General features: G+C 57.5%; 12 protein-coding genes and 1 tRNA gene. All 13 read right to left on the bottom strand.

From position 1 onward, the window contains the following. Positions 1-10 precede the first annotated feature (10 nt). The gene (gene fusA / locus CKW35_RS23010) at positions 11-2155 is read right to left on the bottom strand and encodes an elongation factor G (RefSeq protein WP_016484652.1); all 2145 of its coding nucleotides are present in this window, start codon (positions 2153-2155) and stop codon (positions 11-13) included. A 30-nt stretch (positions 2156-2185) separates the two neighbouring features. Continuing rightward, on the bottom strand, positions 2186-2656 hold the full coding sequence (gene rpsG, locus CKW35_RS23005) for a 30S ribosomal protein S7 (protein ID WP_003246741.1): 471 nt from the start codon (positions 2654-2656) through the stop codon (positions 2186-2188). A 106-nt stretch (positions 2657-2762) separates the two neighbouring features. Beyond that, positions 2763-3134: a 30S ribosomal protein S12 gene (rpsL, locus tag CKW35_RS23000; protein WP_003255492.1), complete on the bottom strand. Its 372-nt coding sequence runs from the start codon at positions 3132-3134 to the stop codon at positions 2763-2765. Between the two features lie 211 nt (positions 3135-3345). Beyond that, complete coding sequence (gene rpoC, locus CKW35_RS22995) at positions 3346-7545, bottom strand: DNA-directed RNA polymerase subunit beta' (protein ID WP_016484651.1); 4200 nt, start codon at positions 7543-7545, stop codon at positions 3346-3348. Positions 7546-7609: 64 nt separating this feature from the next. Beyond that, complete coding sequence (gene rpoB / locus CKW35_RS22990) at positions 7610-11683, bottom strand: DNA-directed RNA polymerase subunit beta (RefSeq protein ID WP_016484650.1); 4074 nt, start codon at positions 11681-11683, stop codon at positions 7610-7612. 220 nt (positions 11684-11903) lie between these two features. Further along, on the bottom strand, positions 11904-12269 hold the full coding sequence (gene rplL / locus CKW35_RS22985; protein WP_007957596.1) for a 50S ribosomal protein L7/L12: 366 nt from the start codon (positions 12267-12269) through the stop codon (positions 11904-11906). Positions 12270-12346: 77 nt separating this feature from the next. Continuing rightward, positions 12347-12847 (bottom strand): 50S ribosomal protein L10, encoded by a 501-nt coding sequence (rplJ, locus tag CKW35_RS22980; RefSeq protein WP_016484649.1) that lies wholly within the window; start codon positions 12845-12847, stop codon positions 12347-12349. Positions 12848-13044: 197 nt separating this feature from the next. Further along, a complete protein-coding gene (rplA, locus tag CKW35_RS22975; protein ID WP_016392127.1) occupies positions 13045-13740 on the bottom strand; it encodes a 50S ribosomal protein L1 in 696 nt (231 codons plus the stop codon). Further along, positions 13740-14171: a 50S ribosomal protein L11 gene (gene rplK / locus CKW35_RS22970; RefSeq protein WP_003255500.1), complete on the bottom strand. Its 432-nt coding sequence runs from the start codon at positions 14169-14171 to the stop codon at positions 13740-13742. Before rplK ends, rplA begins: the two co-directional genes overlap by 1 nt. 119 nt (positions 14172-14290) lie before the next feature. After that, entirely contained in the window at positions 14291-14824 is a 534-nt protein-coding gene (gene nusG, locus CKW35_RS22965) for a transcription termination/antitermination protein NusG (RefSeq protein ID WP_003255501.1), read from the bottom strand. A gap of 9 nt (positions 14825-14833) precedes the next feature. Next, positions 14834-15202: a preprotein translocase subunit SecE gene (secE, locus tag CKW35_RS22960; RefSeq protein WP_016484648.1), complete on the bottom strand. Its 369-nt coding sequence runs from the start codon at positions 15200-15202 to the stop codon at positions 14834-14836. 44 nt (positions 15203-15246) lie between these two features. Further along, positions 15247-15322 (bottom strand) — tRNA-Trp (locus CKW35_RS22955). Between the two features lie 54 nt (positions 15323-15376). Then, on the bottom strand, positions 15377-16559 hold a 1183-nt coding region (tuf, locus tag CKW35_RS22950), incomplete at its 5' end, for an elongation factor Tu (protein ID WP_095117017.1).

Here is a 16559-nt window from a genome sequence, read left to right as displayed (position 1 = left end):
CTAAAGGGGATTAGCCTTGTTTTTTAACGAGTGCTTCGACGATGTTCGACGGAGCTTCGGCGTATTTGGAGAATTCCATGGAGTAGCTTGCGCGACCCTGAGACATGGAACGAACGTCGGTTGCGTAACCGAACATCTCTCCGAGCGGTACTTCAGCGCGGACGACACGGCCAGAGACCGATTCATCCATACCCTGGACCAGACCACGACGACGGTTCAGGTCACCCATCACGTCACCCAGGTAGTCTTCCGGGGTTACAACTTCAACCTTCATGATCGGCTCGAGAACCACGCCACCGCCCTTCTGGGCCAGTTGCTTGGTCGCCATCGAAGCGGCGATTTTGAACGCCATTTCGTTGGAGTCGACGTCGTGATACGAACCATCGAATACCGCGGCCTTCAGGCCGATCAGAGGATAGCCGGCAACAACGCCGTTCTTCATCTGCTCTTCGATACCCTTCTGGATCGGGGCGATGAATTCCTTAGGAATCACACCACCAACGACTTCGTTGGAGAACACCAGACCTTCGGTGATGTTGCCTTTTTCGTCCTGATCCGGCTCCGAGAAACGGATCCAGCAGTGACCGAACTGACCACGACCGCCCGACTGACGAACGAACTTGCCTTCGATCTCGACGTTGGACTTGGTGATCTTCTCGCGGTACGAAACCTGCGGCTTGCCGATGTTGGCTTCGACGTTGAACTCGCGCTTCATGCGGTCAACGAGGATGTCCAGGTGCAGCTCACCCATACCCGAGATGATGGTCTGGCCAGTCTCTTCGTCGGTCTTGACGCGGAACGACGGGTCTTCCTGGGCCAGCTTGCCCAGTGCAATACCCATCTTCTCCTGGTCAGCCTTGGTTTTCGGCTCTACGGAGAGCGAAATGACCGGCTCAGGGAAGTCCATACGCTCAAGGATGATTGGCTTGTCGGCGTTGCACAGGGTTTCGCCCGTGGTCACGTCCTTCATGCCGATCAGTGCAGCGATGTCGCCAGCGCGCACTTCCTTGATTTCTTCACGCTGGTTGGCGTGCATCTGCACCATACGACCAACGCGCTCTTTCTTGCCCTTGACCGAGTTGATGACGGAGTCACCGGAGGTCAGAACACCCGAGTAGACGCGAACGAAGGTCAGAGTACCCACGAACGGGTCAGTCGCGATCTTGAACGCCAGAGCCGAGAACGGCTCGTCGTCGTCAGCGTGACGCACGTCTTTACGAACAGCTGGATCTTCTTTGTCCAGTTCCTTGTCATCCGGGTTGATACCCTGGATCGCAGGAATCTCGGTCGGAGCTGGCAGGTAGTCGATGACGGCGTCGAGAACCAGGGGAACACCCTTGTTCTTGAACGACGAACCGCAGACAGCCGGTACGATTTCGCTGGCCAGGGTGCGCGCGCGCAGACCGGCTTTGATCTCTTCGACGGTCAGCTCTTCGCCTTCCAGGTACTTGTTCATCAGCTCTTCGCTGGACTCGGCAGCCGCTTCAACCATGTTGGAGCGCCACTCTTGAGCCAGCTCCAGCATATCGGCAGGAATTTCTTCCTCGCGATAAGTGGTGCCTTTGTCGTCGTCGTTCCAGTAGATAGCCTTCATCTTGATCAGGTCAACCTGACCCTGGAAGTTATCTTCCGAACCGATGGCCAGCTGAACAGGAACCGGGGTGTGACCCAGACGGTTCTTGATCTGACCTACGACGCGCAGGAAGTTTGCACCGGCACGGTCCATCTTGTTCACGTAGACAACACGTGGAACGCCGTACTTGTTGGCCTGACGCCATACGGTTTCGGACTGAGGCTCAACGCCGGAGGTACCGCAGAACACAACGACAGCGCCGTCGAGTACGCGCAGCGAACGCTCTACTTCAATAGTGAAGTCAACGTGGCCAGGGGTATCGATGACGTTTACACGGTAGTTGTCATACTGACCAACAGAGCCTTTCCAGAAGGTGGTAACGGCAGCGGAGGTAATGGTGATACCCCGCTCCTGCTCCTGCACCATCCAGTCGGTGGTCGCGGCGCCATCATGCACCTCGCCCATCTTGTGGCTCAGACCTGTGTAGAACAGGATCCGCTCGGTAGTGGTGGTCTTGCCCGCGTCAACGTGGGCACAGATACCAATGTTACGATAGCGGTTAATTGCTGTAGTACGAGCCATAAAGCCCTCGCAAAATGATTGATGCTTGAATTAGAAGCGGTAGTGCGAGAACGCTTTGTTGGCTTCAGCCATACGGTGAACGTCTTCACGCTTCTTGACTGCAGCACCTTTGCCTTCAGCAGCATCCAGCAGCTCGCCAGCCAGGCGCAGAGCCATCGACTTCTCGCCACGCTTGCGGGCGTAGTCTACGAGCCAGCGCATTGCCAGAGCATTACGACGGGATGGACGAACTTCAACCGGGACCTGGTAAGTGGCACCGCCGACACGGCGGGACTTTACTTCGACCAGCGGAGCGATGGCGTCGAGAGCTTTCTCGAAGATTTCCAGGGGGTCGCTGTTCTTGCGTGCTTTGACGGTATCCAGGGCACCGTAAACGATGCGCTCGGCTACAGCCTTCTTGCCGCTTTCCATCACGTGGTTCATGAACTTGGCGAGGATTTGGGATCCGTATTTAGGATCGTCCAGAATCTCACGTTTTGCTGCTACACGACGTCTTGGCATGATAAGCCCTCAAACGGTCTTCAGGTTAGCCCGGGACGTGGGTCTTCGACCCCTGCCCGACCTTACTCTTATCGACTCAAAAAAATGGATATGTGCAAACGGCCGATTACTTCGGACGCTTGGTACCGTACTTCGAACGACCCTGGTTACGGCCTTTGACGCCCGAAGTATCCAGAGAGCCGCGAACGGTGTGGTAACGAACACCTGGCAAGTCTTTTACACGGCCGCCACGGATCAGGACGACGCTGTGCTCTTGCAGGTTGTGGCCTTCACCGCCGATGTACGAGGAAACCTCGAAACCGTTGGTCAGACGCACACGGCATACTTTACGCAGTGCCGAGTTAGGTTTTTTCGGCGTGGTGGTGTACACACGGGTGCACACGCCACGACGTTGCGGGCAGTTCTGCAGCGCAGGAACGTCGGACTTCTCGACCGAACGCTTACGCGGCTGACGTACCAGCTGGTTGATAGTTGCCATCTACTAGCTCCACTGATTGTCTTGCGACTCTATTGTCTTGCAAGAAAGCCAAAAATTGGCGAGACGGAGCCTCACCAAATTTAAGGGTACAAAAGTCTACGGAGGATCTTGCACCCAGTCAAGACAAGGCCCCGGCCCTCCTCGCCCGATCATCGGCAACATTTCATGTCGCCGATGGTCGATCGAAGCTTGCCGGGGCCCTGCCCTGTACTTAGTTACCGCTGGAATTCAGCGCTTCGGTCAGTGCGGCTTCCACCTCACTGGCGCTTACACGCAGCGGTTTGTCGGCTTCACGGCGACGCTTGCGCTCGCTGTGGTAGGCCAGACCGGTACCGGCCGGGATCAGACGACCCACGACCACGTTCTCTTTCAGGCCGCGCAGGTAATCGCGCTTGCCGGTTACCGCCGCTTCGGTCAGTACGCGGGTGGTTTCCTGGAAGGAAGCCGCGGAGATGAACGATTCGGTCGACAGCGACGCCTTGGTGATACCCAACAACACGCGGGTGAACTTCGAGATGAACTTGTCTTCGCTGGCGAGACGCTCGTTCTCGACCAGTACGTGAGTCAGTTCCATCTGGTCGCCCTTGATGAAGCTGGAATCGCCCGACTCGGAGATCTCGACCTTGCGCAGCATCTGACGCAGGATGGTCTCGATGTGCTTGTCGTTGATCTTCACGCCTTGCAGACGGTAAACGTCCTGGATCTCGTTGACGATGTACTTCGCCAGCGCGCTCACACCCAGCAGACGCAGGATGTCGTGCGGATCGCTCGGGCCGTCGGAGATAACTTCGCCGCGGTTTACCTGTTCACCTTCGAAGACGTTCAGGTGGCGCCACTTCGGAATCAGCTCTTCGTACGGATCGCTGCCGTCGGTCGGCGTGATGACCAGGCGACGCTTGCCCTTGGTCTCTTTACCGAACGCGATGGTGCCGCTGACTTCAGCCAGAATCGAGGCTTCTTTCGGACGACGCGCTTCGAACAAGTCAGCTACGCGTGGCAGACCACCGGTGATGTCACGGGTCTTCGACGTTTCTTGCGGGATACGCGCGATAACGTCACCAACACCAATCTGGGCACCGTCAGCAACACCAACCAAGGCGTTGGCTGGCAGGAAGTACTGCGCCGGTACATCGGTACCTGGCAGGTACAGGTCCTTGCCATTGGCGTCGACCATCTTGATTGCCGGACGGATTTCCTTGCCTGCGGCAGGGCGATCCTTGACGTCCAGTACTTCAATGTTGGTCAGGCCGGTCAGTTCGTCGGTCTGGCGCTTGATGGTGATGTTTTCTTCCATGCCCACGAAGGTCACGGTACCTTTCAGCTCGGTAACGATCGGGTGGGTGTGCGGGTCCCACTTGGCGACGATGGCGCCAGCTTCGACCTTCTCACCTTCCTTGACCGAAATTACCGCACCGTAAGGCAGCTTGTAACGCTCACGCTCACGACCGAATTCGTCAGCAATGGCCAGCTCGCCAGAACGCGACACAGCAACCAGGTTGCCATCGGCACGCACGACCTGCTTCAGGTTGTGCAGACGTACCATACCGCCGTTCTTCACCTGGACGCTGTCGGCAGCCGAAGTACGGCTCGCAGCACCACCGATGTGGAACGTACGCATGGTCAGCTGGGTACCCGGCTCACCGATCGACTGAGCAGCGATAACGCCGACAGCTTCACCGATGTTCACCTGGTGACCACGCGCCAGGTCACGACCGTAGCACTTGGCGCAGATGCCGTAGCGGGTTTCGCAGTTGATCGGCGAACGCACGATAACTTCGTCGATGCTGTTCAGCTCGATGAACTCGACCCACTGCTCGTCTACCAGCGTACCGGCCGGAACGATGACGTCCTCGGTGCCTGGCTTGAACACGTCACGGGCAATGACACGGCCCAGTACACGCTCACCCAGCGGCTCTACAACGTCACCGCCTTCAATGTGCGGAGTCATCAGCAAGCCATGGTCGGTACCGCAATCGATCTCGGTTACAACCAGGTCTTGCGCAACGTCTACCAGACGACGGGTCAGGTAACCGGAGTTCGCAGTCTTCAACGCGGTATCCGCCAGACCTTTACGAGCACCGTGAGTCGAGATGAAGTACTGGAGTACGCTCAGACCTTCACGGAAGTTCGCAGTGATCGGCGTCTCGATGATCGAGCCGTCCGGCTTGGCCATCAGGCCACGCATACCGGCCAGCTGACGGATCTGGGCTGCGGAACCCCGCGCACCAGAGTCAGCCATCATGTACATCGAGTTGAAGGACTCTTGCTCGACTTCTTTGCCTTCGCGGTCGATGACCTTCTCTTTCGAGAGGTTGGCCATCATCGCCTTGGACACTTCGTCGTTCGCCTTCGACCACAAGTCGATGACCTTGTTGTACTTCTCGCCCTGGGTTACCAGGCCGGAGGCGTACTGGCTCTCGATTTCCTTCACTTCATCGGTAGCGCTGTTGATGATGCGCGCTTTCTCATCAGGGATGACAAAGTCGTTCACACCAATGGACACGCCAGAGATGGTGGAGTAAGCGAAACCGGTGTACATCAGCTGGTCAGCGAAGATAACGGTCTCTTTCAGACCAACCACGCGGTAGCACTGGTTGATCAGCTTGGAGATCGCCTTCTTCTTCATCGGCTGGTTGACCACGTCGTACGGCAGGCCTGCCGGTACAACCTGGAACAGCAGCGCGCGGCCGACCGTGGTGTCGACAATACGGGTGTTCTTGGTAACGCTGCCGTCGCGATCTTTCACGGTTTCGTTGATACGAACCTTGATTTTCGCGTGCAGCGCAGCTTCGCCGGCGCGGAATACGCGGTCGACTTCCTGCAGGTCGGCAAATACGCGACCTTCGCCCTTGGCGTTGATGGCTTCACGGGTCATGTAATACAGACCCAGTACCACGTCCTGCGACGGTACGATGATTGGCTCACCGTTGGCTGGCGACAGGATGTTGTTGGTCGACATCATCAGCGCGCGCGCTTCGAGCTGGGCTTCCAGCGTCAGCGGCACGTGAACGGCCATCTGGTCACCGTCGAAGTCGGCGTTGTACGCGGCACAGACCAGCGGGTGCAGCTGGATAGCCTTACCTTCGATCAGAACCGGTTCAAAAGCCTGGATACCCAGACGGTGCAGGGTCGGTGCACGGTTGAGCAGTACGGGGTGTTCGCGAATCACTTCGGCGAGAACGTCCCACACCTCTGGCAGCTCGCGCTCGACCATCTTCTTGGCAGCCTTGATGGTGGTCGCCAGACCACGCATTTCCAGCTTGCCGAAAATGAACGGTTTGAACAGCTCGAGGGCCATCTTCTTCGGCAGACCGCACTGGTGCAGACGCAGGGTCGGGCCTACGGTAATTACCGAACGGCCAGAGTAGTCCACACGCTTACCGAGCAAGTTCTGACGGAAGCGACCTTGCTTACCTTTGATCATGTCAGCCAGCGACTTCAGCGGACGCTTGTTCGAGCCAGTGATGGCGCGACCGCGACGGCCGTTGTCCAGCAGGGCGTCGACCGCCTCCTGCAGCATGCGCTTTTCGTTGCGCACGATGATGTCTGGCGCCGACAGATCCAGCAGGCGCTTCAGACGGTTGTTACGGTTGATCACCCGACGATACAGGTCGTTCAGGTCGGAGGTCGCGAAGCGGCCGCCATCCAGCGGGACCAGCGGACGCAGGTCCGGTGGCAGTACTGGCAGGACGGTCAGGACCATCCACTCAGGCAGGTTGCCCGAGCCCTGGAAAGCTTCCATCAGCTTCAGGCGCTTGGACAGCTTCTTGATCTTGGTTTCCGAGTTGGTCTGCGGAATCTCTTCGCGCAGGCGACCGATCTCGTGCTCCAGGTCGATAGCGTGCAGCAGTTCGCGGACAGCTTCGGCACCCATGCGGGCATCGAAATCGTCACCGAACTCTTCCAGCGCTTCGAAGTACTGCTCGTCGTTCAGCAGCTGGCCCTTTTCCAGGGTGGTCATGCCTGGGTCGATAACGACATAGCTCTCGAAGTAGAGCACGCGTTCGATATCACGCAGGGTCATGTCCATCAGCAGGCCGATACGGGACGGCAGCGACTTCAGGAACCAGATGTGGGCGACCGGCGAGGCCAGTTCGATGTGCGCCATGCGCTCACGACGAACCTTGGCCAGGGCAACTTCAACGCCGCACTTCTCGCAGATCACGCCGCGGTGCTTGAGGCGCTTGTACTTGCCGCACAGGCACTCGTAGTCCTTGACTGGGCCAAAGATCTTGGCGCAGAACAGGCCGTCACGCTCAGGTTTGAACGTACGGTAGTTGATGGTTTCCGGCTTCTTAACTTCACCGAACGACCACGAACGGATCATTTCAGGCGACGCCAGACCGATACGGATGGCGTCGAACTCTTCGACTTGACCCTGGTTTTTCAGCAAATTCAGTAGGTCTTTCAAGGCCTTTCCTCCTGGCGGAGCAGGGAGCGGGCATTACCTGCCCCACCCCCCTTCGCGTCACGTGTTATTCGGTTTCCAGATCGATATCGATACCGAGCGAACGGATCTCTTTGATCAACACGTTGAAGGACTCGGGCATGCCCGGCTCCATACGGTGATCGCCATCCACGATGTTCTTGTACATCTTGGTACGGCCGTTCACGTCGTCCGACTTCACTGTGAGCATTTCTTGCAGGGTGTATGCCGCGCCATATGCTTCCAGCGCCCACACTTCCATCTCCCCGAAACGCTGACCACCGAACTGCGCCTTACCACCCAGCGGCTGCTGGGTAACCAGGCTGTAGGAACCAGTGGAACGCGCGTGCATCTTGTCGTCCACCAAGTGGTTCAGCTTGAGCATGTACATGTAACCAACGGTCACCGGACGCTCGAACTTGTTGCCGGTGCGGCCATCGAACAGCACCATCTGGCCGCTCTCTGGCAGATCAGCCAGCTTCAGCATGGCCTTGATCTCGCTTTCCTTGGCACCATCGAAGACCGGAGTAGCCATCGGCACGCCCTTCTTCAGGTTGTGTGCCAGGGCCAGGATCTCTTCGTCGGTGAACTCGGCGAGGTTTTCCTGACGACCGCCGATCTCGTTGTAGACCTCGGTCAGGAATACGCGCAGCTCAGCAGCCTTGCGTTGCTCTTCGATCATGCGGTCGATCTTTTCGCCCAGGCCCTTGGCCGCGAGGCCCAGGTGGGTTTCAAGGATCTGACCAACGTTCATACGCGAAGGTACACCCAGCGGGTTCAGTACGACGTCGACCGGAGTACCGTTGGCATCGTGCGGCATGTCTTCAACCGGCATGATGACCGAGACAACACCCTTGTTACCGTGACGACCAGCCATCTTGTCACCCGGCTGGATGCGACGGCGAATTGCCAGGTAGACCTTGACGATCTTCAGTACGCCCGGAGCCAGGTCATCGCCCTGCTGCAGCTTGCGCTTCTTGTCTTCGAACTTGTCGTCCAGCAGACGGCGACGGTCGACGATGTACTGTTGAGCCTTTTCCAGCTGCTCATTCAGTGCATCTTCAGCCATGCGCAGTTTGAACCACTGGCCGTGCTCCAGACCGTCCAGCACTTCGTCGGTGACCACGGTGCCTTTCTTCAGGCCCGCGCCACCGTCGACCACCTGGCCGTTCAGGGCAGAACGCAGACGCTCGAAGGTTGCACCTTCGACGATGCGGAACTCTTCGTTGAGGTCCTTGCGAATCTCGTCCAGCTGCATCTTCTCGATGGCCAGAGCGCGGCTATCGCGCTCGACGCCATCACGGGTGAAGACCTGTACGTCAATGACAGTGCCCTTGGTGCCAGTTGGCACGCGCAGGGAGGTGTCTTTAACGTCGCTCGCCTTCTCACCGAAGATTGCGCGCAGCAGTTTTTCTTCCGGAGTCAGCTGGGTTTCGCCTTTTGGCGTGACCTTGCCAACCAGGATGTCACCAGCGCCGACTTCAGCACCCACGTAGACAATACCGGCTTCGTCCAGTTTGTTCAGTGCAGCTTCACCCACGTTCGGGATGTCCGCAGTGATTTCCTCTGGGCCAAGCTTGGTGTCACGCGCCACACAGGTCAGTTCCTGAATGTGGATGGTGGTGAAGCGATCTTCCTGGACCACACGCTCGGACAGGCAGATGGAGTCTTCGAAGTTGAAGCCGTTCCACGCCATGAACGCGATGCGCATGTTCTGACCCAGTGCCAGCTCACCCATGTCGGTGGACGGGCCGTCGGCCATGATGTCGCTACGCTGAACCTTGTCACCCTTGCTGACCAGCGGACGCTGGTTGATGCAGGTGTTCTGGTTCGAGCGGGTGTACTTGGTCAGGTTGTAGATATCTACACCTGCTTCGCCGGTTTCCACCTCGTCGTCGTTGACGCGAACAACGATACGGCTGGCGTCGACCGAGTCGATCACGCCACCACGGCGAGCAACCACGCAGACACCGGAGTCACGGGCAACGTTGCGCTCCATGCCGGTACCTACCAGCGGCTTGTCAGCACGCAGGGTCGGTACAGCCTGACGCTGCATGTTCGAACCCATCAACGCACGGTTGGCGTCGTCGTGCTCGAGGAACGGAATCAGCGACGCAGCAACGGAAACTACCTGCTTCGGCGAAACGTCCATCAGGGTGACGTCTTCCGGCGCCTTGACGGTGAATTCGTTCAGGTGACGAACAGCTACCAGCTCATCGATCAGTTGCTTCTTGTCGTTCATCGCGGCCGAAGCCTGGGCGATGACGTGATCCGCTTCTTCGATTGCCGACAGGAACACGATGTCGTCGCTGACAACGCCTTCCTTCACCACACGGTACGGGCTTTCCAGGAAGCCGTACTGGTTGGTGCGGGCATAGGCCGCCAGGGAGTTGATCAGACCGATGTTCGGACCTTCAGGGGTCTCGATCGGGCACACACGGCCGTAGTGAGTCGGGTGTACGTCACGGACTTCGAAGCCAGCACGCTCACGGGTCAGACCGCCCGGGCCGAGCGCAGAGACGCGGCGCTTGTGGGTGATCTCGGAGAGCGGGTTGTTCTGGTCCATGAACTGGGACAGCTGGCTGGAACCGAAGAACTCTTTCACCGCCGCCGCAACCGGCTTGGCGTTGATCAGGTCCTGCGGCATCAAGCCTTCGCTTTCCGCCATCGACAGGCGTTCCTTGACCGCGCGCTCTACACGCACCAGGCCAACGCGGAACTGGTTCTCGGCCATCTCGCCGACGCAACGTACGCGACGGTTACCCAGGTGGTCGATGTCGTCGACGATGCCTTTGCCGTTACGGATATCGACCAGGGTCTTGAGGACCTCGACGATGTCTTCCTTGCTCAGCACGCCTGAACCTTCGATCTCGGTACGACCGATACGACGGTTGAACTTCATGCGACCGACAGCGGACAGGTCGTAACGCTCGGCGCTGAAGAACAGGTTGTTGAACAGGGTCTCGGCGGCATCCTTGGTCGGCGGCTCGCCTGGACGCATCATGCGGTAGATCTCGACCAGGGCTTCCAGCTGGTTGCTGGTGGTGTCGATCTTCAGGGTGTCGGAGATGAACGGACCGCAATCAATGTCGTTGGTGTACAGGGTCTCGATACGGACGACCTGTGCCTTGGCGACTTTGATCAGCAGATCAGTGGTCAGCTCGGTATTGCACTCAGCCAGGATCTCGCCAGTAGCCGGGTGCACGATGGCCTTGGCAGTGGTGCGACCCAGGACGTATTCCATTGGAACGTCCAGCTGCTTGACGCCGGCCTTCTCGAGCTGGTTGATGTGGCGCGCAGTAATACGGCGGCCCTGCTCGACAATGACCTTGCCGGTTTCGTCATGGATGTCCATGACCGCAACTTCACCACGCAGACGCTGCGGCACGAGTTCCAGGCTGAGTTTTTCGCCGGAAATGTGGAACACGTTGGTGGTGTAGAAGGTGTTCAGCACTTCTTCAGTGCTGTAACCCAGGGCGCGCAACAGCACCGACGCCGGCAGTTTGCGGCGACGGTCGATACGTACGAACACGCAGTCTTTCGGGTCGAACTCGAAGTCCAGCCAGGAACCGCGGTAAGGGATGATGCGAGCGGAGTACAGCAGCTTGCCGGAGCTGTGAGTCTTGCCACGGTCGTGGTCGAAGAACACACCAGGCGAACGGTGCAGCTGGGAAACGATCACACGCTCGGTACCGTTGATAACGAAGGTACCGTTCTCAGTCATCAGGGGGATTTCACCCATGTAGACTTCTTGCTCTTTGATGTCCTTGATCGCTTTGTTCGACGATTCCTTGTCGAAGATGATCAGGCGCACCTTGACCCGCAGTGGGACCGCGAAGGTCACGCCACGCAGGACACATTCCTTCACATCGAAGGCAGGCTCGCCCAGGCGATAGCCTACATACTCCAGGGCAGCATTGCCGGAGTAGCTGATGATCGGGAATACCGATTTGAAGGCCGCGTGCAGGCCGACGTCGCGGAACTGATCCTTGGATGCTCCCGCTTGCAGGAATTCGCGATACGAATCCAGCTGGATGGCCAGGAGGTAAGGCACATCCATGACGTCCGGCAACTTGCTAAAGTCCTTGCGGATACGTTTTTTCTCAGTGTATGAGTAAGCCATCAGCGTTCCCCAGCTTGGTCACCTGCTTGTTTGGCTTCTCCCGGCGGGAGCAGCCAGAAAATCGTGCAAACCCCTTGGTTTGCGCCACCCACGTGGGTGTCTTGCAGCTTGTTATCGGGGCCGGCTTGACCGACCGCCAATAACGGAAAAAGGCCGGTGGCATAAGCCACCAGCCATCAGCCTTGTGCTCAACGCTCAGGCTGGCATCGCAAAGTCGAAATTACTTCAGCTCGACTTTAGCGCCTGCTTCTTCCAGCTTCTTCTTAGCGTCTTCAGCGGCTTCTTTCGAAACGCCTTCAGCTACAACCTGAGGAGCGCCATCGACTTTCTCTTTGGCTTCTTTCAGGCCCAGACCGGTCAGCTCGCGAACGGCTTTAATCACGTTCACTTTCTTCTCGCCGGCTTCAACCAGAACAACGTTGAACTCGGTCTGCTCTTCAACAACAGCGGCAGCAGCAGCTGGGCCAGCAGCGGCAACAGCAGCGGTCACGCCGAAGGTTTCTTCCATTGCTTTGATCAGCTCAACAACTTCCAGAACGGTTTTCTGGCCGATTGCTTCGATGATTTGCTCGTTAGTCAGGGACATGACTTAAATCCTGTATTGGGGTGAAGGCCTACGCAGCCATCAAATTAAACAAATGATTTTGAAAGAGTTCGCGTGCCTTAGGCAGCGGTAGCTTCTTTCTGGTCGCGAATGGCTGCCAGAGTACGAGCCAGCTTGCTGGTGGCGCCTTGAATAACGCTCATCAGTCGTGCAATAGCTTCGTCGCGGGTCGGCAGGGTAGCCAACACGTCGATCTGGTTCGCTGCAATGAAATTGCCGTCAAACGCAGCTGCCTTGATCTCGAACTTGTCCTGACCCTTGGCGAACTCTTTGAACAGACGAGCAGCAGCGCCCGGGTGTTCGTTGGAGAAAGCAATCAGGGTCGGGCCTTTGAACGCGTCGTTGAGGACCGAAAACTCGGTGCCTTCAACAGCGCGCTTGAGCAGGGTGTTACGTACGACACGTACGTAAACGCCAGCCTCGCGGGCCTCTTTACGGAGTCCGGTCATTGCGCTTACAGTCACACCACGGGCATCAGCCACAACAGCGGACAGAGCGACTTTGGCAGCCTCGTTGACTTCAGCGACGATGGCCTTCTTGTCTTCGAGTTTAATTGCCACGGGTTTACTCCTGGTTTTTACCGTTTCATCTGGCCGAAGCCGGATGTCGTTTTGGTGTCTGATTCGGTAACGAATCGGGAGCACCATCTGCGTGGGCTGGTGTTTTAAGGCTTGCGCCACCTACGGTCTTGGATAGCCCCCGCCAGGCAGGGACCCCAATTTTTGCTGGCGGCGAGACGAATCGCACCGCCATGTTCTTACACGTTCAGCGAGCTCTGATCGATGACCAGACCTGGGCCCATGGTGGTGCTCAGGGTAACGCGCTTGACGTAGATACCTTTCGACGAAGCTGGTTTGATACGCTTCAGATCAGCGATCAGGGCTTCAACGTTTTCCTTCAGCTTGCCAGCTTCAAAGCCGACCTTGCCAACGGAGGTGTGGATAATACCGTTTTTGTCGGTACGGTAGCGAACCTGACCAGCCTTGGCGTTTTTCACGGCAGTGGCTACGTCTGGGCTAACGGTACCAACTTTCGGGTTAGGCATCAGGCCGCGAGGACCCAGAACCTGACCCAGCTGACCTACAACGCGCATGGCATCAGGCGATGCGATGACGACGTCATAGTTCAGATCGCCGGCTTTCATTTCGGCAGCCAGATCGTCCATACCTACGCGGTCAGCGCCGGCAGCCAGAGCGGCTTCAGCAGCTGGACCCTGGGTGAAGACAGCAACGCGAACGGTCTTGCCAGTGCCGTGTGGCAGCACAGTAGCGCTACGAACGACCTGGTCGGATTTACGCGGGTCAACACCGAGGTTAACGGCGATGTCGTAGGACTCGACGAACTTGGCAGCAGGCAGCGAGGCCAGCAGAGTTGCCGCTTCTTCGAAGTTGTAGGCCTTGCCTGCTTCGATTTTTTCGGCGATTGCCTTTTGGCGTTTGGTCAGCTTAGCCATTACACACCCTCCACGTTCAGGCCCATGCTGCGGGCAGAGCCAGCGATGGTGCGTACAGCAGCGTCCAGGTCAGCAGCGGTCAGATCAGCCTGTTTTGCCTTGGCGATATCTTCCAGCTGAGCACGGGTAACGGTACCGACTTTAACGGTGTTCGGACGAGCCGAACCACTGGTCAGGCCAGCAGCTTTCTTCAGCAGAACCGAGGCAGGGGTGCTCTTGGTCTCGAAGGTGAAGCTACGGTCGCTGTAGACAGTGATGATCACAGGAGTCGGCAGGCCGGCTTCTTGACCCTGGGTACGGGCGTTGAAGGCCTTGCAGAATTCCATGATGTTCACACCGTGTTGGCCCAGTGCTGGACCAACGGGTGGGCTTGGGTTGGCCTGGCCGGCCTTAACTTGCAGCTTGATGTAAGCCTGAATCTTCTTAGCCATGAGCTACTCCAAAATCGGGTACGAACGCCTGATGGCTCCCCGGATGACTTGCGTTTTATCCCAGTGACGACAAAACCCCGCAACACACAGGGCTGCGGGGTTTGGGATGCTTCGTCCGCCTAGACCTTTTCGACCTGGCTGAACTCGAGCTCCACCGGAGTAGAGCGACCGAAAATGAGCACCGCCACCTGGAGGCGACTCTTTTCGTAGTTAACCTCTTCGACACTACCATTGAAGTCAGCGAACGGACCGTCAATGACACGAACCACTTCACCTGGCTCGAACAGTGTCTTCGGCTTCGGCTTGTCGCTACCGTCAGCAACGCGACGCAGGATAGCTTCAGCTTCTTTATCGGTGATCGGTGCAGGCTTGTCTGCGGTACCGCCAATAAAGCCCATCACACGAGGGGTGTCCTTGACCAAGTGCCAAGTCCCTTCGTTCATCTCCATCTGGACCAGTACATAGCCAGGGAAGAATTTACGCTCACTCTTGCGCTTCTGGCCGTTGCGCATTTCGACGACTTCTTCGGTCGGAACCAAGATCTCGCCGAAACCGTCTTCCATGCCAGCCAGCTTGACGCGCTCAATCAGGGAGCGCATTACATGCTTCTCGTAACCCGAGTAAGCATGCACAACATACCAACGCTTAGCCACGGGACACCTTTAGCCAACGATCAGGGAGACCGCCCAGCCGAGCAGGGAATCAAGACCCCACAGCAGCAGTGCCATAACCAGCACGACAGCCACGACAATCAGCGTGGTCTGGGTGGTTTCCTGGCGGGTCGGCCACACGACTTTACGGATTTCGGTACGAGCTTCCTTCGCCAACGCAAAGAACGACTTGCCCTTCGCAGTCTGCAGAGCTACAAAGCCTGCGACAGCAGCCAGGACGAGAAGTGCGAGAACGCGATACAGGATCGGAGAGGCGGAGTAATATTGATTACCCACAACAGCTACAACCACCAAAGCAACTACAGCCAGCCACTTGAACAGATCAAAACGCGATTCTTGGGCTTCAGTTTTGGGAGTCATCAAGGAGGATCCTGTGAGAAGAAAGCCATCACACCGAAGTGAAATGGCAGGTCAGGAGGGAATCGAACCCCCAACCTACGGTTTTGGAGACCGTCGCTCTGCCAATTGAGCTACTGACCTGTAACGCTGTATCAGGCCGGCCATTATACCGGCCTGATCAAGTAAATCAACTACTTATTCAATAATTTTTGCTACGACGCCGGCGCCGACGGTACGACCGCCTTCACGGATAGCGAAGCGCAGACCGTCTTCCATTGCGATGGTCTTGATCAGGGTAACAGTCATCTGAATGTTGTCACCTGGCATTACCATTTCAACGCCTTCCGGCAGTTCGCAGTTACCGGTCACGTCAGTGGTACGGAAGTAGAACTGAGGACGGTAGCCTTTGAAGAACGGAGTGTGACGACCGCCTTCTTCCTTCGACAGGACGTAGACTTCTGCGGTGAACTTGGTGTGCGGCTTGACCGAACCTGGCTTGACCAGAACCTGGCCACGCTCAACGTCGTCACGCTTGGTACCACGCAGCAGAACGCCGCAGTTCTCGCCAGCACGACCTTCGTCCAGCAGCTTGCGGAACATCTCAACACCGGTGCAGGTGGTGGTGGTGGTGTCACGCAGACCAACGATTTCCAGCGGATCCTGAACGCGGACGATACCACGCTCGATACGACCGGTAACAACGGTACCACGACCCGAGATCGAGAATACGTCTTCGATTGGCATCAGGAACGGCTTGTCGATAGCACGCTCTGGCTCTGGGATGTAGCTGTCCAGAGTTTCAACCAGCTTCTTGACGGCGGAGGTGCCCATCTCGTTGTCGTCTTTGCCTTCCAGCGCCATACGAGCCGAACCGATGATGATCGGGGTGTCGTCGCCTGGGAAGTCATAGGTGGACAGCAGGTCGCGAACTTCCATCTCGACCAGTTCCAGCAGCTCAGCGTCGTCTACCAGGTCAGCCTTGTTCAGGAAGACCACGATGTACGGAACGCCAACCTGACGGGACAGCAGGATGTGCTCACGGGTTTGTGGCATCGGACCATCGGCGGCCGAGCAAACCAGGATCGCGCCGTCCATCTGGGCAGCACCGGTGATCATGTTCTTCACGTAGTCAGCGTGACCTGGGCAGTCAACGTGAGCGTAGTGACGAATGTTCGAGTTGTACTCGACGTGAGCGGTGTTGATGGTGATACCGCGCGCTTTTTCTTCCGGAGCCGAGTCGATCTTGTCGAACTCAACGACTGCCGAACCGAAAACTTCGGAGCAGACGCGAGTCAGAGCTGCGGTCAGAGTGGTCTTACCGTGGTCAACGTGGCCGATAGTGCCGACGTTAACGTGGGGAAGGGAACGATCAAACTTT

The sequence above is a fragment of the Pseudomonas sp. Irchel 3F3 genome (assembly GCF_900187545.1).
GTDB lineage: Bacteria > Pseudomonadota > Gammaproteobacteria > Pseudomonadales > Pseudomonadaceae > Aquipseudomonas > Aquipseudomonas fortuita.
This window is presented reverse-complemented; position numbering and strand designations above follow the sequence as displayed.